Annotated in this window: 17 protein-coding genes and 1 tRNA gene; 8 read left to right on the forward strand and 10 right to left on the reverse strand. The window is 69.8% G+C overall.

Going from position 1 to position 20,171, the window contains the following annotated elements; genetic code table 11:
- Positions 1-10 precede the first annotated feature (10 nt).
- A complete protein-coding gene (locus tag BJ972_RS03365) occupies positions 11-1,336 on the reverse strand; it encodes a M20/M25/M40 family metallo-hydrolase (protein WP_129174193.1) in 1,326 nt (441 codons plus the stop codon).
- A 111-nt stretch (positions 1,337-1,447) separates the two neighbouring features.
- Between BJ972_RS03365 and BJ972_RS03370 the strand changes: the two genes are divergently transcribed.
- Positions 1,448-1,531, forward strand: a tRNA-Leu gene (locus BJ972_RS03370).
- A 101-nt stretch (positions 1,532-1,632) separates the two neighbouring features.
- Here the strand turns inward: BJ972_RS03370 and BJ972_RS03375 are convergent.
- A complete protein-coding gene (locus BJ972_RS03375) occupies positions 1,633-2,553 on the reverse strand; it encodes a DnaJ domain-containing protein (protein ID WP_129174195.1) in 921 nt (306 codons plus the stop codon).
- 23 nt (positions 2,554-2,576) lie between these two features.
- The gene (locus BJ972_RS03380) at positions 2,577-3,275 is read right to left on the reverse strand and encodes an SOS response-associated peptidase (RefSeq protein ID WP_129174197.1); all 699 of its coding nucleotides are present in this window, start codon (positions 3,273-3,275) and stop codon (positions 2,577-2,579) included.
- A gap of 202 nt (positions 3,276-3,477) precedes the next feature.
- Here BJ972_RS03380 and imuA' point away from each other — a divergent pair, with 202 nt between their 5' ends.
- The 4 genes from imuA' to BJ972_RS03400 all read left to right on the forward strand — a co-directional run bounded on the left by imuA' (position 3,478) and on the right by BJ972_RS03400 (position 10,043).
- Positions 3,478-4,149: a DnaE2-dependent mutagenesis accessory factor ImuA' gene (imuA', locus tag BJ972_RS03385; protein ID WP_179419915.1), complete on the forward strand. Its 672-nt coding sequence runs from the start codon at positions 3,478-3,480 to the stop codon at positions 4,147-4,149.
- Positions 4,146-5,726: a DNA polymerase Y family protein gene (locus BJ972_RS03390; protein WP_129174199.1), complete on the forward strand. Its 1,581-nt coding sequence runs from the start codon at positions 4,146-4,148 to the stop codon at positions 5,724-5,726. Before imuA' ends, BJ972_RS03390 begins: the two co-directional genes overlap by 4 nt.
- The gene (locus tag BJ972_RS03395; RefSeq protein WP_129174201.1) at positions 5,726-9,130 is read left to right on the forward strand and encodes an error-prone DNA polymerase; all 3,405 of its coding nucleotides are present in this window, start codon (positions 5,726-5,728) and stop codon (positions 9,128-9,130) included. Before BJ972_RS03390 ends, BJ972_RS03395 begins: the two co-directional genes overlap by 1 nt.
- Positions 9,131-9,194: 64 nt before the next feature.
- Positions 9,195-10,043 carry a DUF3097 domain-containing protein gene (locus tag BJ972_RS03400; RefSeq protein ID WP_129174710.1) on the forward strand — a complete coding sequence of 283 codons (849 nt, stop codon included), beginning with the start codon at positions 9,195-9,197 and terminating at the stop codon, positions 10,041-10,043.
- A gap of 27 nt (positions 10,044-10,070) precedes the next feature.
- Here the strand turns inward: BJ972_RS03400 and BJ972_RS03405 are convergent, their stop codons facing one another.
- The 3 genes from BJ972_RS03405 to BJ972_RS03415 form a co-directional block, all read right to left on the reverse strand.
- The gene (locus BJ972_RS03405; protein WP_129174203.1) at positions 10,071-11,165 is read right to left on the reverse strand and encodes a VIT1/CCC1 transporter family protein; all 1,095 of its coding nucleotides are present in this window, start codon (positions 11,163-11,165) and stop codon (positions 10,071-10,073) included.
- 117 nt (positions 11,166-11,282) lie between these two features.
- Positions 11,283-11,759, reverse strand: coding sequence for an Lrp/AsnC family transcriptional regulator (locus tag BJ972_RS03410; protein WP_129174205.1), 477 nt, complete (start codon positions 11,757-11,759; stop codon positions 11,283-11,285).
- Positions 11,760-11,836: 77 nt separating this feature from the next.
- Positions 11,837-13,645, reverse strand: coding sequence for a DEAD/DEAH box helicase (locus BJ972_RS03415; RefSeq protein ID WP_129174207.1), 1,809 nt, complete (start codon positions 13,643-13,645; stop codon positions 11,837-11,839).
- Positions 13,646-13,695: 50 nt separating this feature from the next.
- Between BJ972_RS03415 and BJ972_RS03420 the strand changes: the two genes are divergently transcribed.
- Complete coding sequence (locus tag BJ972_RS03420) at positions 13,696-14,472, forward strand: SGNH/GDSL hydrolase family protein (protein ID WP_129174209.1); 777 nt, start codon at positions 13,696-13,698, stop codon at positions 14,470-14,472.
- Positions 14,473-14,519: 47 nt separating this feature from the next.
- Here the strand turns inward: BJ972_RS03420 and BJ972_RS03425 are convergent, their stop codons facing one another.
- Positions 14,520-15,779 carry a D-alanyl-D-alanine carboxypeptidase family protein gene (locus tag BJ972_RS03425; RefSeq protein WP_129174211.1) on the reverse strand — a complete coding sequence of 420 codons (1,260 nt, stop codon included), beginning with the start codon at positions 15,777-15,779 and terminating at the stop codon, positions 14,520-14,522.
- Between the two features lie 9 nt (positions 15,780-15,788).
- Positions 15,789-16,619 (reverse strand): TrmH family RNA methyltransferase, encoded by an 831-nt coding sequence (locus tag BJ972_RS03430; protein WP_241830780.1) that lies wholly within the window; start codon positions 16,617-16,619, stop codon positions 15,789-15,791.
- 81 nt (positions 16,620-16,700) lie between these two features.
- Here BJ972_RS03430 and BJ972_RS03435 point away from each other — a divergent pair, with 81 nt between their 5' ends.
- Together BJ972_RS03435 and BJ972_RS03440 are read left to right on the forward strand one after the other, a co-directional pair.
- Positions 16,701-17,546: an NAD-dependent protein deacetylase gene (locus BJ972_RS03435; RefSeq protein ID WP_129174213.1), complete on the forward strand. Its 846-nt coding sequence runs from the start codon at positions 16,701-16,703 to the stop codon at positions 17,544-17,546.
- Positions 17,547-17,574: 28 nt separating this feature from the next.
- A complete protein-coding gene (locus BJ972_RS03440; protein ID WP_129174215.1) occupies positions 17,575-18,183 on the forward strand; it encodes a histidine phosphatase family protein in 609 nt (202 codons plus the stop codon).
- Positions 18,184-18,194: 11 nt separating this feature from the next.
- Here BJ972_RS03440 and BJ972_RS03445 read toward each other — a convergent pair whose 3' ends face one another.
- Together BJ972_RS03445 and BJ972_RS03450 are read right to left on the reverse strand one after the other, a co-directional pair.
- The gene (locus tag BJ972_RS03445; RefSeq protein ID WP_129174217.1) at positions 18,195-19,259 is read right to left on the reverse strand and encodes a glycosyltransferase family 4 protein; all 1,065 of its coding nucleotides are present in this window, start codon (positions 19,257-19,259) and stop codon (positions 18,195-18,197) included.
- Entirely contained in the window at positions 19,256-20,158 is a 903-nt protein-coding gene (locus BJ972_RS03450; protein ID WP_129174219.1) for an alpha/beta fold hydrolase, read from the reverse strand. The genes BJ972_RS03445 and BJ972_RS03450 overlap by 4 nt, the downstream gene beginning before the upstream one ends.
- Between the last annotated feature and the right edge of the window lie 13 nt (positions 20,159-20,171).

Here is a 20,171-nt window from a genome sequence, read left to right on the forward strand (position 1 = left end):
CTTCCGGTTGTCAGTAAGTGGCGAGGAGGTCGCGCAGGACCTGCCTGCCGAATACTAATGCGTCGAGAGGGACGCGCTCGTCGACCCCGTGGAACATTCCCGGGAAGTCGAGATCAGCCGGTAACCGGAGCGGCGCGAAACCGTAACCGCGGATGCCGAGTCGGCTGAGCGCCTTGTTGTCAGTGCCACCACTCAGGAGGTACGGGAAGACCGGCGACCCCGGATCGTGGCGCTCGAGCGTGCCGACGACGGCGTCGACGAGTTCGCCCGAGAACGGGTTCTCGAGGCCCACGTCGCGGTGCACGATCTCGACGTCGACGAACTCGCCCGCGAGCTCGCGGATCTCGGCGAGCACGGCCTCCTCCTCGCCGGGAAGGGTGCGGATGTCGACGAGGGCCTCGGCGCGGTCGGGGATGACGTTGTGCTTGTAGCCCGCATCGAGGAGCGTCGGGTTGCTCGTCGTGCGCAGCGTCGCCTGGATGAATCCGGCCGCCGAACCGGTCTCGAGGACGAGCTCGTCGGGGCTCACCTTCTGATGGTCGACGCCGAGGACCCGGGCGATCTCGCCGAGCAGCTGCGTGGTCGTCTCGGTGAGGTGGATCGGCCACTCGCGTCGACCGATGCGGGCGATGGCCTCGGCGAGGCGTGTGATGGCGTTCTCGCGGATGAGCCGCGAGCCGTGGGCCGCGCGCCCGCGGGCGACGAGCCGGACCCACAGGAGGGCCTTCTCGCCCGTCTGCAGCAGGTACGCGCGTTCTCCGCCGACCGTGATCGAGTAGCCGCCGACCTCGCTGATCGCCTCCGTCGCACCGGCGAAGAGCTCGGGATGGTTGTCGACCATCCAGCTCGACCCCTCGAGGCCGCCCGCTTCCTCGTCGGAGAAGAACGCGATCACGAGGTCGCGTTCGGGCTGTCCGCCGTCGGCGAGGACGTCGCCGAGGGCCGTGATGATCATGGCGTCCATGTTCTTCATGTCGACCGCTCCCCTGCCCCAGAGCAGTCCGTCGCGGATCTCGCCGCCGAACGGGTCGACGCTCCAGTTGCGCGGGTCGGCGGGAACCACGTCGAGGTGGCCGTGCACGACGAGGGCGGGCTTGTCGGGGTTCCGACCCTTCACCCGCGTGACGACACTCGTGCGGCGGGGTGCGGCGTCGAAGAGTTCGGCACGGAGCCCCATGCCCTCGAGCCGCGCGGCGACGTACTCGGCCGCCTCGGTCTCGCCGTTGGATCGACCCTCGCCGTGATTCGTCGTATCGATGCGGATGAGATCGCGTGCGATCACCACGGTTTCGTCGAGGGCGGGCGCACTGTTCTCAGGAGTGAATTCCGGGACCATGCCCTTCAAACTACCCTCGCCGGGCGTCGTTCCCGACGTGGTTCGAGGTGCCTCAAAAACCGTGCTAGTGTCTTACCTCGGGCCGCGGGAAACCGCAGCTCACAACTACAGGCGCGGGTGGCGGAAATGGCAGACGCGCTAGCTTGAGGTGCTAGTGCCCTAACGGGCGTGGGGGTTCAAGTCCCCCCTCGCGCACACTGTGTTGAGAAGTCGAAGAGCCGGATCGAAAGATCCGGCTCTTCGCATTTTCCAGGACTTTTTTCTGCGACTTTTTCTGTCGCATTCCTCGGCTCGATCTACGCGAAGAGGATGCCGGTCCGAAGGCGATCCGCCGTCGCTGCAGTGTCTCCGCCGACGCCTCGCTCGACGCCGGGGAAGCCGTCGCGGATGATGCCGCTGAGGCGCGACCGCGGCGCGAGGAGCGTCGGAAGAGGGCGCGCGCGGATCTCCTCGACGTCTTGTGCGATCGCCGGGTCATCCGCCGCGATCACGACGACGCCCGTCACGCGCACCGACACAGAGCTCTCGAAGGCGCGGGTCAGTCGCAGCATCTCGCGGACCGGTCGGGCGTTCCGCGGCATGCCGTCGACGACGACGTCTCCGCGATGCACGAGGAGCGGACTCGGCCACGTCGTCGAGAAGGCGGCGACGAGTCCTGTCGGCGCGAGGACGACGTGCGAGATCGTCGCCGCGGAACCCGCGACGGCGACGTCGTTCCAGACGGAGTGCCGCAGGTCGAGCGCCGAGAGCACGACGGCGGTGCGTTCCTCGGCACGAGCGGCGAGATACAGCTCGGAGAGTCGTGCGGGAACGCGGCTCAGCAGTTCGGGGGCGTAGGGATTCGGCGGGAGCGTGGGGAGCCCGAGCCATGTCCGGAGCCCCGAGAGGTAGCGCTCTCGCGAGGAACCGCCCGGCGTGCCGTACGTGCGCGCTCCCGCAGCGGGCGGCGGTGCCGCATGGCGAGGGGTTCCCGCTGCTCGGGGCGCGCGGCCCGGTGTCGACGGCCACGAGCGACGTGCGTCGTACTGCGCTCGGGCGATCGGCTCGCCGATGTGCGACCAGGCGACCTGCACGGCGTGGAACCGGGCCACGTCACCGCCGAGATCGGGATGCGTCGACCGCAGAAGCCGGCGATACGCGCGTCGGAGATCGTCGTCGGACGCTGTTTCGTCCACGCCGAGCACGCGATAGGCGTCTGCAGGCGGGAACACGGGCATCTTTCGATTATGCCGCCGAGCGGCTAGGGCTGGAGCGGGAGGATGAGTTCGGGACCGTTGCCGCGGAGGGGCGCGACCTCGTGCAGCTCGAGCCCGGAGACGACCTCGTGCGAGGCGTCGACGGCCGCGTCGACGAGATCTTGGTCGCCCTCGGTCTCGGGGTCGAGCCAGGTGTCCCAGTACTCGGGGGGCAGCATGACCGGGGTGCGTGGGTGGATGTCGGCCAGGGCACCGGTCGCGTCGGTCGTCAGGATCGTGGCGGAGAGCACCCAGCGCGCGGGGTCGTCATCGGCCTTCGTCGGATCGCGCCACCACGAGTAGAGTCCGGCGAACGCCAGGACGCCCTCGGGCGGGTGGATGAAGAACGGCGTCTTCGTCTTCTCGACGGTCTGCCACTCGTAGTAGCCCTCGGCGGGGATGAGGGCGCGCTTGGACGCGACGGACGCACGGAAGCTCGCCTTCTCGGTGATGCCCTCGGCGCGCGCGTTGAACGTCGGGTATGGCAGCGTGAGCTCTTTCGCGAAACTCGGCACGAGCGACCATCGTGCCGATTCGAGCCGCCTGACGACGGGGCCGCCCTTGTTCGACTCGAGGACGACGGCGATCGGGTCGGTCGGTGCGATGTTCCACGAGGGATCGGGCAGGGCCTCCCCCGCCTCATCGATGTCGAAGAGAGCGACGAGATCGGGGGCCGTATCGGAGATGACGAAGCGTCCGCACATGCCGACAGGCTATCGGCCCGCACTGACAGGAGCCCGGACGCGGGCCGGTCGACACATCGGTGGAGCGCGACACACCGGGCGGACTTGACGCATTCGAACATGTGTTCGAACATGGAGTATGACCTCGCTCGCCCCCTCGATAGCCGTCGACGACGGTGTCTCACGAGACGGTAGGGCGAGTGTAGGCGCACGCGGTGACACCGTGCGCGAACTCCAGTCCCGCATCCGCGGCATGCAGGCGACGAAGCTCGACTCCCGAGCCGTCCCGACGACGCCGGCGCTCACTCGCGCCCTCGGCGGCAGCATGCGAGAGGGCTCGGTCTACAGCGTCGCGGGATCGACGAGCCTCATCATGAGCTTCCTCGCCGGACCGTCCGAGGCCGGCCGGTGGTGCGCGGTCGTCGGCTTCCCCGACTTCGGCATCGAAGCAGCAACCCGCTTCGGCATCGACCTGGATCGCCTCGTCCTCGTCCCTCGCCCCGGGCGGCATTGGCTCGAGGTCGTTGCGGCTCTCGCCGACGTCATCCCCGTCGTCGCCGTCAAGGCACTCGACCGGGTCACCCCCGGCGAGGCGTCCCGCCTGGCCGCCCGGCTCCGCGAACGGGGCACGACGCTCGTCGTCGACGGGAACTGGCCGCAGACCGAGGCCCGGGTGAGTCTCGGTGAGAGCACGTGGGGCGGGCTCGGCCGGGGCCACGGCCAGCTCGACTCCCGACGGGCGACGGTGCGCGTGGCCGGGCGAGGCGGCTTCGAACGCGCACGCGAGACCGAGCTGTGGCTGCCCGAACGGTCGCGACCGGGGCACCGGCCCTCCGCCGAGCCCGACGACGGTCGGCTGCGCATGATCCCGCTCCCTGAGAGGGCCGCAGGATGACCGCCGACCGAACGATCGTGCTGTGGTGCCCCGACTGGCCCGTCATCGCGGCGATCACCGCAGAGCGCCTCTCCCCCGACGCCCCCGTCGCGCTCATCGAGAAGGGTCTCGTCTTCGCCTCGTCGGCATCCGCTCGGCGTGAGGGCGTCATCCGGGGTCTCCGCGTGCGTGAGGCGCAGTACCGCTGTCCCGACGTCATCGTGCTGCCGTACGACGTCGCGCTCGATGCGCGGGCCTTCGAGCCCGTGCTCCGCGTCGTCGAAGAAGCGGTCCCCGCCGTGCAGGTCGTGCGGCCGGGCGCGCTCGCGATGCGGGCTCGAGGGCCGGCCCGGTACTACGGGGGCGAAGCCGAAGCCGCTCGGGCACTTCTCGCGACCGTTCGCGAGGCCGAGGCGGTCGAGGCCTGCGTCGGTGTCGCCGACGGGCTCCTGGCGGCCGAGCAGGCCGCTCGTGCGGCGATCAGGGTGCCCGGGAGCGATCAGGCGCAGCCCCCTGTCTTCATCGTCGCCGAGGGATCCGCCGCGAGCTTCCTCGCACCCCTGCCCGTCTCCCTCGTGACGACCGCGAGCACGGCGACGCTCCTCCACCGCTTGGGAGTCCGTTCGCTCGGCGAGTTCGCTGCGCTCCCCGCGGCCGACGTGCTGCGTCGGTTCGGCCCGGAGGGTGCGCTCGCCCATGCCCGGGCCGGGGCCCGCGACGGAGCCCGGGTGGTGCCGAGGTCGCTCCCTCCCGAGTTCGAGATCACCATCGATTTCGAACCTCCGCTCGACCGCATCGACAGCGTCGCCTTCGCCATCCGTGCTCGCGCCGACGAGTTCATCGATCGGATGCGAGCCGTCAGGCTCGTCTGCACGGGTCTCAGGGTCGAGGTCCACGACGACCGGGGTCAGGTCTCGACGCGCATCTGGCTGCATCCGCGGTGGTTCTCGGCCCCCGAGGTCGTCGATCGCGTCCGGTGGCAGCTGCAGGGCTCCGGAAGCGAACGAACAGCCGGCAGCGGCGAGTCCTCCCTCGGATCCCCGATCGCTCGGGTGCACTTCTTCCCCGAGCGCGTCGATTCGACGGGCAACCACGAAGAGGGCCTGTGGGGCTCCGGGCCCGACGAACGCGTGCACCACGGGCTCTCGCGTGTGCAGAGCATCCTCGGGCACGAGGGAGTGCTCACACCGACCCTCGGCGGCGGCCGCATGCTCGCCGATCGTCAGGTGCTCGTCCCGTGGGGAGACCGGGCGCCCGCGGGAACCGCCGACCGCCCCTGGCCGGGCCGTATCGCCGAACTGGTCCCGTCGACCGTGTACACCGACCGGGTCGGCGTCTCGCTCCGCATCGCCGACGGTTCTCCGCTCTCACTCGATGATCGCGGCGTCGCGAACGGCGCGCCCGAGTCCTTCACCGACCCCGACTACCGCGAGTTCGCCGTCCGCGCGTGGGCCGGCCCCTGGCCCGTCGTCGAACGCTGGTGGGACGCGGAGAACGCCCGCCGCATCCATCGGTTCCAGATCATCGACGACTCGGGAACGGCCTGGCTGCTCGTGCGCGACGGCGATCGCTGGTGGGCCGAAGCGAGGTACGACTGATGGGCTTCAGCAATCCCCCGATCCCCTGGTCCGATCTCGAACGCTCACTGTCGGAGAGATCGCGGCCCGGGCAACGCGCCGTGATCGCCGACGGCGGTGACTCGCCCGCGTGGAGCAGGAAGCGCCAGCCGTACCGACCCCACGACGACCTCGACACTCCCGACGGGCCCGTGGTCCCCTATGCCGAGCTGCACGTGCACTCGAACTTCAGCTTCCTCGACGGTGCGAGTCAGCCCGAGCACCTCGTCGAAGAGGCCCACCGACTCGGCCTCTCGGGGCTCGCTCTGACCGACCACGACGGCTTCTACGGAGCGGTGCGCTTCGCCGAGGCCGCCGAAAGCCACCCGAGTCTCGGCACCGTGTTCGGCGCCGAGCTCTCCCTCGGGCTCACGGCTCCGCAGAACGGCGTCCCCGACCCCGAGGGCCCGCACCTCCTCGCTCTCGCCCGCGGCGAGGAGGGGTACCACCGGCTCGCGGGAGCGATCACGAACGGCCAGCTCGACGGCGGCGAGAAAGGGCGCCCGGTCTACGACCTCGATCGGCTCGCCGACGAAGCCGCCGGCACGTGGGCGATCCTCAGCGGATGCCGGAAGGGCAGTGTGCGCCGCGCCCTCGACGAACGCGGCGCCGAGGCGGCCGAGCACGAGCTCGTGCGACTCGGCGAACGGTTCGGCCGCGACAACGTCTTCGTCGAGCTCTTCGACCACGGTCATCCCCACGACCAGTCGACCAACGAGGTGCTCGCCGGTCTCGCGCGCGAGCTCGGACTCCCGACCCTCGCGACGAACGTCGTGCACTTCGCCGCCCCGAAGGACCACCGGTTGGCCCAGGCCCTCGCGGCGGTCCGCGCGCGACGCAGCCTCGACGAGCTCGACGGCTGGCTCCCGGCGACCGATCTCATGCACCTGCGGAGCGGCGCGGAGATGGCGGCGCGCTTCTCCCGTCATCCCGACGCCGTCTCCCGCACCGTCGAACTCGCCGACGAACTCTCCTTCACCCTGCGCAGTGCGCGTCCGAACCTGCCGAAGCAAGACGTACCGCCGGGGCACACGCCGATGAGCTGGCTCCGCGAACTCGTCTGGCGCGGAGCCGCCGCACGCTACCCCGGGCTGCCCGACGGGCACCGAGCCCGTCTCGAACGCGAGCTCGACGTCATCGAGGAGAAAGACTTCCCCGGCTACTTCCTCATCGTCTACGACATCGTCCGAGAGGCGCGCTCCCGCGGCATCCTCTGTCAGGGGCGGGGGTCGGCCGCGAACTCGGCGATCTGCTTCGTGCTCGATATCACCGCCGTCGACTCGATCTTCTTCGACCTGCCGTTCGAACGCTTCCTCTCGAGCCTCCGCGAAGAGGCGCCCGACATCGACGTCGATTTCGACTCCGACCGGCGGGAGGAGATCATCCAGTACGTCTATGCGAAGTACGGCAGGCGGAACGCCGCGCAGGTCGCGAACGTCATCAGCTATCGCCCGAAGGTCGCGGTGCGCGACATGGCGAAGGCCCTCGGGTATTCGACGGGTCAGCAGGACGCCTGGTCGCGGCAGGTCGAGCGCTGGGGCGCCGAGATCGCGAGCATCGAGCACGACATCCCCGCGCCCGTCGTGGGACTCGCCGAGAGCCTGCTCGGTTTCCCCCGTCACCTCGGCATCCATTCGGGCGGCATGGTGCTCACCGATCGGCCGGTAGGCGAGGTCTGCCCGATCGAGCACGCGCGCAAGGAGAACCGCACCGTCCTGCAATGGGACAAGGACGACTGCGCCTGGATGGGACTCGTGAAGTTCGACCTTCTCGGTCTCGGCATGCTCGCCGCCCTGCAGTACACCTTCGACCTCATCCGCGATGCGACGGGTGAGAGCTGGGATCTCGTCTCGATCCCGAAGGAGGAGCCCGGGGTCTACGACATGCTGTGCCGCGCCGATTCGATCGGCGTCTTCCAGGTCGAGAGCCGCGCACAGATGGGCACGTTGCCGCGGCTCCAACCGCGGCGCTTCTACGACCTCGTGGTCGAGATCGCGCTCATCCGCCCCGGCCCCGTGCAGGGCGGCGCCGTGCATCCCTACATCCGCCGGGCGACGGGGCAGGAACCCATCACCTATCTGCATCCGAAGCTCGAGCCCGTGCTGCACCGCACGATGGGCGTGCCCCTCTTCCAGGAGCAGCTCATGCAGATGGCCGTCGCCGTCGGAGACTGCACGGCGGAGGACGCCGACCTGCTGCGCCGGGCCATGGGCTCCAAGCGCGGGATCGAGAAGATCTCGAAACTCAAGGACAAGCTCTACGCGGGCATGGAGAGGAACGGCATCCCGCTCGAGACCGCCGACACGATCTACGCGAAGATCGAGGCGTTCGCGAACTTCGGCTTCGCCGAGAGCCACGCGATCAGCTTCGGGGTGCTCGTGTACGCGAGCTCCTGGCTGAAGCTGCACTACCCCGCGGCCTTCCTCGCCGCGCTCCTCCGCGCACAGCCCATGGGCTTCTACTCGCCGCAGACGTTGACGGCCGATGCGCACCGGCACGGTGTCGAGACCCGACGCCCCGACATCGCACGCTCGGGCGCGCAGGCCGTACTCGAACGGATGACGGACGGCGACGCGTCTCCCAGCGGGCGCGATTCGTGCACCGACGCGCTGCAGCCCCCGGTGGGTCTCTTCGACCGCGGGGCTCCGTCCGAAGCCGCGGCCCACCGACGCGACGCGGCATTCGCCGTGCGTCTCGGTCTCGCCGATGTGAAGGGCATCGGGCACGAGCTTGCCGAGCGCATCGTCGCCGAGCGCGAGGCCGACGGCCCGTATCGCGACATGGCCGACCTCGCTCGGCGCGTGGGGCTCTCGACCGAGCAGCTCGAGTCGCTCGCAGCCGCCGGTGCCTTCGAGAGCTTCGCGTTGCAGCCGCGTGAGGCGCTCTGGATGGCCGGTGAGGCCTCTCAGGACCGTGCCGACTTCCTGCCGGGTGCGGTCGTCGTCGTGCAGCCGCCCCTGCTCGAGATGCTCTCCCCCGCCGAACAGGTCGTCTATGACCTGTGGTCGATGGCCATCTCGCCCGGCGACCACCCCATCCGCTACGTCCGCGAACGTCTCGATGTGCGCGGAGCCATCAGGATCGATCGGTTGAGCTCCGCACACTCGGGCAGACGTATCGAGGTGGGCGGTGTCGTCACCCACCGTCAACGACCGGCGACGGCCGGTGGCATCACGTTCCTGAACCTCGAGGACGAATCGGGAACGCTCAACGTCATCGCGGGGGTCGGGGTCTGGAACCGGTATCGGCGGGTCGCGCGTGAAGCTCCCGCGATGATCGTGCGGGGGATCCTCGAACGCTCCCGTGAGGGGGTCACGAACCTCGTCGCCGATCGTTTCGAGTCGCTCACCGTGTCGGCACCGCATCGCTCGCGTGACTTCCGGTGAGCGCGGAGATCCTCCGCCGTGTCGCCCGCCGGCGGTGCGCGGTGTCGGTTAGCCTCGACCGGTGATGGGCTTCGACGACAGATACGGCCAGGACGTCCTTTCCGGAGATTGGCGGGCCGCGGGCCGGAAGACCATCCCGACCCTCGAGGCCGAGCGCGACCTCGTCGTCGAACTCGCGTCCAACGGCTTCTGTGGTGCCGTCGTCGGTATCGAGAAGGGCAACGTCGTGCTCGAAGACCGTTTCGGTGCGCGCCGCCTCTTCCCCCTGGGGCACGGCTTCCTCGTCGACGGCCAGGCCGTGCAGCTCACCGCGCCGAAGCCGAAGGCACCCACCGGTCGCACACGCACGGCGTCGGGGTCCTTCGCCGTCGACGACGCTCCCGCACGCGTGGCGCTGCCGAGTCGCATCTTCGTCGAGGGGCGTCACGACGCCGAACTCGTCGAACGCGTGTGGGGCGCCGACCTCCGGGTCGAAGGCGTCGTCGTCGAGTACCTCGCCGGTATCGACGACCTCGAAGCGATCCTCGCCGACTTCCGACCGGAGCCGGGGCGCCGGGTCGGCGTGCTCGTCGACCACCTCGTGCCGGGGTCGAAGGAGAGCCGCATCGCCGCGGCCGTCGCGGCCGGCCCGTTCCGGCGTGATGCGCTCGTCGTCGGTCATCCGTTCATCGACGTCTGGCAGGCCGTCAAGCCCGCCCGCCTCGGAATCTCGGCATGGCCCGTGATCCCCCGCGGCACCGAGTGGAAGCACGGCATCTGCGAGGCGTTCGGCTGGCCGCACGCCGATCAGGCCGACATCGCACGCGCGTGGCAGCGGATCCTCTCGCGCGTCACGACCTTCAACGACCTCGAGCCGGCGCTCCTCGGCCGTGTGGAGGAACTCATCGACTTCGTGACGACGCCGAGTCGCTGAGCTCAGCAACCCGGTTCAGCCCGATCCTCAGCCGATCGTCGTGCCGAAGGCGAGACCGAGCACGTAGGTCACGAGCGCCGCGCCGAGACCGATCGCGAGCTGACGCATCGCGCGCTTGAGAGGCGACGCGCCCGAGAGCACACCGACGACGGCGCCCGTGATGATGAGCGCGATGCTCACGAGCACAACCGCCACCGCGACGGCGACGAACCCGGTGAGACCGAAAAGGTACGGCAGCACGGGGATGATCGCGCCCGAGGCGAAGAAGCAGAAGCTCGAGAGCGCGGCGGAGAGCCCCGTGCCGATCGCCTCGTCGTCGTCATCCGTCGCCGTCACCGACCCCGTCGCGGTCGTGAGCACTCCGTGCGACGAACCTGTCGCGTGCACGCGGGCGAGGGTGCGCTCGGCGCGCGCGATGGCGTCATCCTCGCTCATGCCGCGGGCGCGGTAGACGAGGGCCAACTCGTTGGCTTCGAGATCGAGGTCGGGAAGTGCGTCGTGGGCGGCGGGGTCGGGCGTCGACGCTTCGAGGAGCTCACGCTGCGACCGCACGGACACGTACTCGCCGGCGCCCATCGACAGAGCTCCGGCGAGAAGTCCCGCGATTCCCGAGAACAGGACGACCTCGGTCGCGACGCCGGTCGCTCCGATGCCGAGAACGAGGGCGAGGTTGGAGACGAGTCCGTCGTTCGCGCCGAACACCGCGGCACGGAAGGTGCCCGACAGGCGTCGCCGGCCCCGAGCGGCGAGGCTCCGCACGACTTCGCCGTGGATCCGCTCGTCGGCCGCCATCGCCGGAGTCGCGTCGGGATCGTCGGCGTAGGGCGACCGTGCCTCGGCACGCTGCGCGAGAGCGAGCACGAAGATCGAGCCGAATCGGCGCGCGAGACCGCCGAGCACCCGGGTGCGGAGGTCCGCCTCGGGGAGCCCCTTCGCCTCGTCGCCCAGCAGCTCGATCCAGTGGGCGGCGTGCCGGCCCTCCGCCTCGGCGAGGGCGAGCAGGATGGCACGCTCTTCGCCCTCTCGACGGGCGGCGAGCTCACGGTAGACGGCCGCTTCGGCACGCTCGTTGGCGAGGTAGCGTCGCCACCGGCTCTTGTCCTTGCGGGTGGCCGACTGCATGGGAGACTCCGTTCCGACCGGGTCACCGGCCGAGAGATCACCCTAGCGATCGAGCGGCACGTCACCGGCGCCGGATGCCCGGATTGGCAGCTTTTCGGGCTCCCGAACGGCGCGGGATCAGCCGACGAGTTCGTACCAGCCGTCACCGTCGACGTGCTCGAAGATGAGGTTCGTCTCGGTGTGGGCGACGGCGGGATGACCCGTGAGGTGCGTCAGCACGAACTCGCGGAGTTCGCGGGCGTCGCGGGCGATCACGTGGAGGAGGTAGTCCTCGGCTCCCGCCATGTGGAAGAGACCGAGCACGCCGGGAAGGTGGGGGGCCACCTGCCGGAACGCGTCGATCTCGCTGCGGTCGTGCTTGACGAGTCGCACGGCGATGAGCGCCTGGAGCGATGCGCCGAAGGCGAGGGGATCGATGTCGACGCGGAAGCCGCGGATGTGGCCCTGCGTCTGGAGTCGCCGCAGGCGGAGCGAGATCGTCGACTCCGCGACGCCCACTTCGGCCGCGAGTGCGGCGCCTGATGCTCGGGCGTTCGTCGAGAGAGCGCGCAGGAGCGCTTTGTCGATACGGTCGAGTTCGGCGATCTCTGCCATGGCTGCCTCCCGGCGCTCACGCGGTGCGTCGACTCAGAATATCCGCACCGCGACCCGTGCTCTGACCGCGCCGACGCTCAGTGCGAGGAGAGACGCTTCCGCAGGTGGTCGATGCGCGCCTGCAGCTGCGTGACACTCGCCTGAGCGACCGCCGGCCCGCCGCACACCCGGCGCAGCTCGGCATGGATGATGCCGTGCGCCTCGCCCGAGAGCTTCGACCACATTCCGACGAGGCTGTTGAGCAGCGTGCGCTGCTCCTTGAGCGTGCGGTAGAGGGCGACGGGTGTGTCGTCGGTCGCGGGTGGCGCGTTCTTCGTGCGCTCGGTCGCCCGCCGGGCCTGACGCGCCTGTCGATGGCGCAGGAGTTCGGAGACCTGCTCGGGCTCGAGGATGCCGGGCAGACCGATGAAGTCGAGTTCTTCGTCGCTGCCGGGTTCGGCGAGGGTGCCGAAGTCGGTGCCGTCGTACACGACGCGGTCGAACGCCGCCGTCGAACCGAGCGCCTCCCAGGTGAACTCGTGGGTCAGTTCTTCCGAGGCCTTGTCTTCGCGGTTCGCCTCGGCGACGAGCGCGTCCTCCGGGTTGTACAGGTCGCCCTCGGCGTCGTCATCCGGAACCTTGTCGAGTGCATGGTCGCGCTCGAGCTCCATCTGGTTCGCGAGCGCCATGAGGCCGGGCACGTTCGGCAGGAACACCGAGGCGGTCTCGCCCCGGCGACGCGCCCGCACGAAGCGACCGATCGCCTGGGCGAAGAAGAGCGGGGTCGACGCCGAGGTGGCATAGACGCCGACCGCGAGGCGAGGAACGTCGACGCCTTCCGACACCATGCGCACCGCGACCATCCAGCGGCGCTCGCTCTCGGAGAACTGCTCGATGCGATCGCTCGCCTCCTTCTCGTCGGAGAGCACGATCGTGACCGGCTCCCCCGAGATCTCGTGGAGGATCTGCGCATACGCGCGCGCGGTCGACTGATCGGTCGCGATGACGAGGCCACCGGCGTCAGGGATCGCCTGACGCACTTCGCTCAGCCGTCGGTCGGCGGCGCGCAGCACCGCGGGGATCCACTCGCCGGTCGGTTCGAGTGCGGTGCGCCACGCGGCCGACGTGATGTCCTTCGTGTTGTCTTCGCCGAGCTTCGCTTCCATCTCGTCGCCGGCCCGGGTGCGCCAGCGCATGTGCCCGGCGTAGACCATGAACATGACGGGGCGAACGACGCCGTCGGCGAGGGCGCGGCCGTAGCCGTAGTTGTAGTCGGTGCGCGAGAGGCGGATGCCGCGCTCGTCGGGCGCGTACTCGACGAACGGGATGGGAGCCGTGTCGGAGCGGAACGGGGTGCCCGAGAGCGAGAGCCGTCGCGTCGCGGGCTCGAAGGCCTCGCGGATGGCATCGCCCCAGCTCAGGGCGTCGCCGCCGTGGTGCACCTCGTCGAGGATGACGAGCGAGCGGCCGCTCTGGGTGAGCTCGCGGTGCAGCGCCGGGCGTGTCGCGACCTGCGCGTACGTCACGACGACGCCGTGGAAGTGGCGCCCGTAACGGCCGTGCGCGTTGCGGAAGGTCGGGTCGAGCCGGATGCCGGCGCGCGCGGCCGCGTCGGCCCACTGCTTCTTCAGGTGCTCGGTCGGCGCGACGACCGTGATGCGGTCGATCTCACGACGGTGACGGAGCTCCGAGGCGAGGCGCAGCGCGAAGGTCGTCTTGCCGGCGCCCGGTGTGGCCGCCGCGAGGAAGTCGCGCGGTGACGCCGCGAGATAGGCGTCGATCGCCTCGGCCTGCCACGCGCGCAGCTTGCCGGCGGTGCCCCATGCGGCGCGCTCAGGGTAGGACGGCGGAAGGTGCTCGGCCGCCGAGGTGCCGGGCACGTGACCGGAAGGGATCGCTGTGCTCACTTCAAGAGAACCTACCTGATGCCTCTGACACGACGGTGCAGAATGGAGGCATGGTCACGCAGCCTCATCCTTGGTCGCGATACGTCGCCCTGGGCGACTCCTTCACGGAAGGAATCGGTGATCCTGAACCCACCTCGCCGGGCGGAAACCGCGGCTGGGCCGATCGCGTCGCCGAGGTTCTCAACCAGGGCAATCCGGAGTTCGCGTACGCCAACCTCGCCGTCCGGGGCCGCCTCATCCAGCAGATCGTCGACGAGCAGATCGAGCCGGCGCTCGCGTTGAAGCCCGATCTCATCACGATCTCCGCGGGCGGCAACGACGTCATCCGCCCCGGAACCGACCCCGATGCCATCTCCGCGCTCTTCGAGCACGCCATCGAGCGGTTGTCGCGCGATCACGCGACGATCGTGCTCTTCACGGGCGTCGACGTCGGCTTCTCCCCCGTTTTCCGATCCATCCGCGGCAAGGTCGCCATCTACAACGAGAACCTCCGCGCCATCGCGACGAAGTACGACTGCATCGTCGCCGATCAGTGGTCGCTCGCCGAGATCCAGGACCAGCGCATGTGGGCCCCTGATCGCCTGCACCTCAACGCCCTCGGACATCACACCGTCGCGCGCATGGTGCTGCAGGCGCTCAACGTCGAGAACGACCTCGAACCGATGCAGCCCGAGCCGGTTCCCGTCGTCCCGTGGAGGCAGGCGCGCACGGAGGACCTGCTGTGGGCGCGCGAGTACTTCGTGCCGTGGGTGCTGCGCCGCATCAGGCACCAGTCGTCCGGCGACCATGTGCGCCCCAAGCGCCCCGAAGCGGGTCCGTTCGCCTGACGCCTCCCGGCGGTTCGCCGGACGACGGCCTCACCCGGGGTGGCGACTCACCCGTCGAGCCCGCCGGGGTGCGTCATCCGCCACTCGAAGCCCGGGTCGTCGATCGCGGCGTCGAGGGTGATCGGAACGTCGATCGTCGTCTCGCCCGCCGTGACCTGCACGCTGCCGACCGCGGTTCCCTCCGCAGCGAGAGTGATGTCGTCGGCGACGACGGTCTGCGTGATGGGGGTGTCGTTCCAGACGAGCACACTCGCCGCCGTGCTCGCACGCGCGGTCGCCTCGTCGCCCCAGACGGTCGAGTAGGTCGCGACGGCATCGCCTTCCGCGATGACGTCGACGATGTGGAACGCGGGAACCGCCGATTCGAGCACCGATCGGATCGCCGCGTTCAACTCGGAGTGGGTGTCGCCGCCGAGGAGCACACCGACGACCGTGACGGTCTGGTCGCCGACGAGGTAGTCGGCCGAGAACAGCAGGCACGCGCCGGCCTCGTCGGTCGTGCCCGTCTTGATGCCGTCGACGCCGTTCCAGCCGAGGAGCTTGTTGGTGTTGTCGACGACGCCGATTCCCGGGAGGTCGGCCGCCTGCTCCGCGACGATCGACGCGATCGTCGGATCGGCGAGAGCGAGCTTGCCGATCTCGATGAGGTTCGCGGGCGTCGACGTGTTGCCCGCGTCGAGACCGCTCGTATCGGCGAGCTGGGTGTCGGTGAGGCCGCGAGCGTCGAGCCAGGCGCGCGCCGCGGCGAGGTAGGCGTCGACCGAGCCGTAGGCCCACTCGGCGAGCGAGATGCTGTAGTTGTTCGCCGACGGGATGAGCAGTGCCTCGAGACTCTGACGGAGCGACAGCGTCTGGCCGACCGCGACGGGCGCGACCGATCCTCCTTCGGCGATGACGTCGTAGTAGATGTCGGCGTCACGCTCGCCGTACTCGATCGTGGGGCCGGCCTCGCCCTCGGCGAGCGGCTGCGCATCGAGGATCACGAGAGCCGTCACGACCTTGGTGATGCTCGCGATGGGCACGGCGCCCTGATCGCCGCTCGAGGTCAGCACGCCGGGCATCCCGACGGCGCCGAGCGCTCCACGACCGAAGTCGGGCCACGCGATCGGCACGGCGGGCTGCGTCGCGTCGACCCGGTCGGCGACCGTCGCGCTCTGCGTGGGCACGGGCGCTGCGAGGGCGCTCGAGGTGTAGACGCCGCCGCCGATCACGAGAGCGAGCACGAGGGCCAGCGCCGAGAAGACGACGATGCGCCGCCTCACATAGATTCGGCGCCGGGCGTCGTTCGTCGAGGATGTCGGTGGCACCCGTCGATCCTAGGCGAGGGTGTCTGAGTGCCTCGGGAGGCGCAGCGCATAGAGGGCGACCGCCGAGGCGGAGGCGACGTTCAGCGAGTCGACGCCGTGCAGCATGGGGATCGTCACGACGCTGTCGGCGGCATCGAGCGCCGCGCGGCTGAGGCCGTCGCCCTCCGAGCCGAAGATGAGGGCGAGCCGCTCGGGCGGGTCGGCCGCGAGGGTGTCGAGGTCGATCGCGTCGTCGGCGAGAGCGAGAGCCGAGAGGTGGAAGCCGAGGTCGTGGAGAAGAGGGACCGCGTCATCCCAGTCGGGCAGCCGCGTCCACGGCACCTGGAAGACGGTTCCCATGCTCACGCGCACGCTCCGCCGATACAGCGGGTCGGCGCACCGCGGACTGATGAGCACGGCGTCCGCACCGAGTCCGGCCACCGAGCGGAAGATCGCTCCGACGTTCGTGTGATCGACGATGTCCTCGAGCACGACGACCCGGCGCGCATCCGCGAGCAACTCGGCCACGGAGGGCAGGGTCGGGCGGTGCATCGATGCGAGGGCACCCCGGTGCACGCGGAACCCCGTGAGCTCCTCGACGAGCGCCGGCGGCGCGATGAAGACGGGAACGTCGAAGGGCTCGAGCACCGTCTCGAGGCCCGCGTACCACTTCTCCTCCATGACGAGGGAGCGGGGCACGTGCCCCGCGGCGATCGCCCGGCCGATGACCTTCGCCGACTCGGCGATGTAGAGCCCTTCGCTCTCTTCCCGAGAGCTGCGGAGCGCGACATCCGTCAACCCCGTGTAGTCGGCGAGGAGCGGGTCGGACAGGTCGGAGAGGTGCACGATTCGGGGACTCACCCCCTCAGACTGCCAGTCCGCCGAAACATTCTCGAAAACTGTTGTGTCTAGACTCGACACACGCTCTCGAAGGAGGTCGCGATGACCACGACGCTCGATGCGCCTGCGCTCACGGATGTCGAACTGCAGCAGCTGCTGTCCCTTCTCTCCGGAGCGCGCACCGCCGTGCTCACGGGCGCGGGCGTGAGCACCGACTCGGGCATCCCCGACTACCGCGGTGAGGGCGCCCCGGTGCGGAACCCCATGACGTTCCAGACCTTCGTCGCGTCGGAGCGGGCGCGGAAACGCTACTGGGCCGGCAGCCACCTCGGCTGGCAGAGCTTCGGAATCGCTCGACCGAACCGCGGCCACGCGGCGCTCGTCACCCTCGAACTCGGCGGCGTCGTCTCGGGCGTCGTGACCCAGAACGTCGACGGTCTCCACACTCGCGCCGGCAGCCGTCATGTCGTCGACCTGCACGGCAGCATGGATCGGGTCGTGTGCCTCGACTGCGGTCAGCACTTCGCACGCTCCGCGATCGCCGAGCGTCTCGAAGCGGCCAACCCCGACTTCTCGACGCCGGGTGCGATCCGTCTCGCTCCCGACGGCGACGTCGAGGTCGACGACATCGACCACCTCGTCGTGCCCGAGTGCACGGTGTGCGGCGGCGTCCTGAAGCCCGATGTCGTGTTCTTCGGCGAGTTCGTGCCCGTCGACAAGTTCCAGGCGGCCGCTTCCCTCGTGCAGCGCTCCGACGTGCTCCTCATCGCCGGGTCGTCGCTTGTCGTGAACTCCGGCATCCGCCTGCTCGAACTCGCTCGCAAGCGCCGCATGCCGATCGTCGTCGTGAACCGCGGTGTCACGAAGGGCGACTCGCGCGCGACCCTTAAGCTGGAAGCGGGGACGAGCGAGACCCTCGAGGCCATCGCCGGCGGCCTGCTCGCGTGATCACCGGCCCCTCGATCGAAGGGTGCCCATGAGACTCGTCCTCGTCCGCCACGGTGAGACCGACTGGAACCGGGACCGCCGTATCCAGGGGTCGACCGACATCCCACTGAACGAGACGGGCCGACGTCAGGCCCGCGAAGGCGCCGAGCGACTGTCGTCTGTCGAGTGGGCCGGAATCGTCGCGAGCCCGCTCTCGCGCGCCCGCGAGACGGCCGAGATCATCGCCCTCGAGCTCGGCCTCGGCTCGCCGATCATCGTCGACGAGATCGTCGAGCGTCATCACGGCGACCTCGAGGGGCTCACCTTCGCCGAGCGACAGAGCCGATTCCCCGATGAGACGGATGTCTCGGGGCTCGAGTCTCGCGAGGCGGTCGTCGACCGTGTGCGGCCCGCACTCGTCGCTCTCGCCGACCGCTTCGGCGCCGACGACGAGGTGCTCGTCGTCACGCACGGCGGAGTCATCAGCACTCTCGTGCGCGCGGCGTTCGCCGAAGACGTGCCGCCCGGCGGCACCATGATCACGAATCTCTCGGCGCACGACTTCCGCGTCGCCGACGGGGAACTCGTGCTCGAGAAGTTCCGCCCCGGTCCCCCGGTCGATCTCGCGAGCGACCGCGTGGAGAGCACCGCACGCTGAGAGTCGGCGGGCTACGTCGCCGTTCGTTCGAGCAGCGCGAGAAGTGTGCGCGCCGAGGCCTCCCACGTGTAACGCTCGGAGGCGGCTCGAGAGAGCTCGGAGCGCTTCGTCCACTCGTCGTCGGCATCGAGGCGCTGCACGGCCCGCGCGAACGCCGTCGCGTCGTCGGCGGGGAAGAACAGTGCCGCGTCGCCGCCGATCTCGCGGAAGATGGGGATGTCGGTCGCCACGATCGGCGTGCCGAGACGCATCGCTTCGACGAGGGGGATGCCGAATCCCTCGGCCTTCGACGCGTGCACGAGTGCCGTCGCGCGTCCGAGGAGCTCGGCGTACGCGGCATCCGTCACGCCGTTGTGGAAGACGAGTCGGGCTCCCGGCGCGAGCGCCTCGAGGCGCGCCCGCTCGGAATCGCTCACGCGGCTGAGCAAGTGCAGTTCGTGCCCCGGGAGCTGCGCCATGCCGCGAACGAGGGTGTCGACGCCCTTGTACGGCATGAACGAGCCCATGTAGACGAGGGCGCGTGTCTCGGGCCGGGAGCGCGGCTCGGTCGCGACGGCGAATTCGTCGGCGGCATTGGGGATGACGGTGACGGGCCGATCGGTCAGATGGTGCTTCTCGATGAGGGCCGCCGTCGTTTCGGAGACCGTGACGACACCGTCGGCTCGGTTGAGGAGCAGCCGCTGCGGCCACCACGCGAGGTGATAGAGGCGCCAGAGCAGCCGCACGAAGCCTGGCAGATCGCGCGGAGGCGTGCGGTTCTCGTAGTAGATGAGGTCGTGCACCGTGAGGAGCAACCGGTAGCGCCTGCCCCACGAGCCCATGGTCTGCATCGGCGAGAAGACGACGTCGGGCTTCAGCCGGTTGACCTGGAGCGCGACGAGAGGTTCGCGCGCACTCGTCGGCGACGACACGAGCTGCCACGGGAGGTCGGGCAGCAGGGCGAGCTGCCGGTGGTCGTTGATGAGCATCGTCACGGGGTGGAGCTTCGCGAGCTCACCCACGATGCCCGCCGTGAAGCGGCTGATTCCGTCGTGCCGGTCGAAGCGCGTGTAGCGGCAGTCGACGACGACCTTCACGGCGCCACGTCGTTCAGGAACGCGATGATCTGCTCGGCGGCCTCGGCGGGCTTCTCGTAGTGGATGAGGTGCCCGACGCCGTCGATGACGTGGAGGCGCGAGTCGGCGAGGCTCTCGTCGAGTCGGTGCTGCGCCTCGACGGGGGTGATGTCGTCGCGATCGGCGGCGATGAGGAGCACGGGCACCTCGACGTGCGCGGCGTACTCGCTCGCGTCGTGGCTGACCGACGCGCGGAACGCCTCGAGCACGACCCGGCGGTCGTCGAACGCCGAGAAGTAGCGGTCGTGCTGGTCGTGGATGAATCGCAAGAGGTCTTTGTCGCGCGTCTTCGCCATCGAGACGCTCATGACGCGCACGATCGCCCGGTTGCGGAGGAGGGCGAATCCGGCCTTCTCGGGCAGCGCCGTCGCGGCCTGGTAGTAGACGACCGCGAGCCGCGTCAGGATTCCGCGCGGTCCGGCGAGTGCGGGAGCAGCGATCGGGTTGACGAGGATCGCCGCCGTGACGTCGAGCCCGCGCGAGAGAGCCGCCGAGACGACGATCGATCCGAACGAGTGGCCGAGCACGACGATGCGGCCGGGCGAGTCGAGCTTGTCGATGAAGGCGCCGAGCCACGTCGCGTAGCCGTCGACGTCGTGGGCCACGAAGTCGAGGGGCGGTGACGCCCCGAAACCCGGGAGGTCGGGCGAGACGATGTGGATGCCGGGCAGATGGGCGATGACCGGTTCGAGACCGTGGTGGTCGCCGCGGAACCCATGCACGACGACGAGCGTCGTTCCCTCGGCCGTCGCAGGCTCGCCGTACTCCCACCAGTGGGTCGGCGAACCGAGCACCTCGGACACTCGCTCGGTGACCGGGATCCGATCGAGGAGATCGGCATACGGGGATTCGACGCTCATCCGAACTATTCTA

The organism is Agromyces atrinae, assembly GCF_013407835.1.
GTDB classification, from domain to species: domain Bacteria; phylum Actinomycetota; class Actinomycetes; order Actinomycetales; family Microbacteriaceae; genus Agromyces; species Agromyces atrinae.

Bases quoted from the DNA above. Each gene is read 5' to 3' on its own strand.
- BJ972_RS03365 (WP_129174193.1), bottom strand. From the start codon at position 1,336: ATGGTCCCGGAATTCACTCCTGAGAACAGTGCGCCCGCCCTCGACGAA.
- BJ972_RS03375 (WP_129174195.1), bottom strand. From the start codon at position 2,553: ATGCCCGTGTTCCCGCCTGCAGACGCCTATCGCGTGCTCGGCGTGGAC.
- BJ972_RS03380 (WP_129174197.1), bottom strand. From the start codon at position 3,275: ATGTGCGGACGCTTCGTCATCTCCGATACGGCCCCCGATCTCGTCGCT.
- BJ972_RS03390 (WP_129174199.1), top strand. From the start codon at position 4,146: ATGACCGCCGACCGAACGATCGTGCTGTGGTGCCCCGACTGGCCCGTC.
- BJ972_RS03395 (WP_129174201.1), top strand. From the start codon at position 5,726: ATGGGCTTCAGCAATCCCCCGATCCCCTGGTCCGATCTCGAACGCTCA.
- BJ972_RS03400 (WP_129174710.1), top strand. From the start codon at position 9,195: ATGGGCTTCGACGACAGATACGGCCAGGACGTCCTTTCCGGAGATTGG.
- BJ972_RS03405 (WP_129174203.1), bottom strand. From the start codon at position 11,165: ATGCAGTCGGCCACCCGCAAGGACAAGAGCCGGTGGCGACGCTACCTC.
- BJ972_RS03410 (WP_129174205.1), bottom strand. From the start codon at position 11,759: ATGGCAGAGATCGCCGAACTCGACCGTATCGACAAAGCGCTCCTGCGC.
- BJ972_RS03420 (WP_129174209.1), top strand. From the start codon at position 13,696: ATGGTCACGCAGCCTCATCCTTGGTCGCGATACGTCGCCCTGGGCGAC.
- BJ972_RS03435 (WP_129174213.1), top strand. From the start codon at position 16,701: ATGACCACGACGCTCGATGCGCCTGCGCTCACGGATGTCGAACTGCAG.
- BJ972_RS03440 (WP_129174215.1), top strand. From the start codon at position 17,575: ATGAGACTCGTCCTCGTCCGCCACGGTGAGACCGACTGGAACCGGGAC.
- BJ972_RS03450 (WP_129174219.1), bottom strand. From the start codon at position 20,158: ATGAGCGTCGAATCCCCGTATGCCGATCTCCTCGATCGGATCCCGGTC.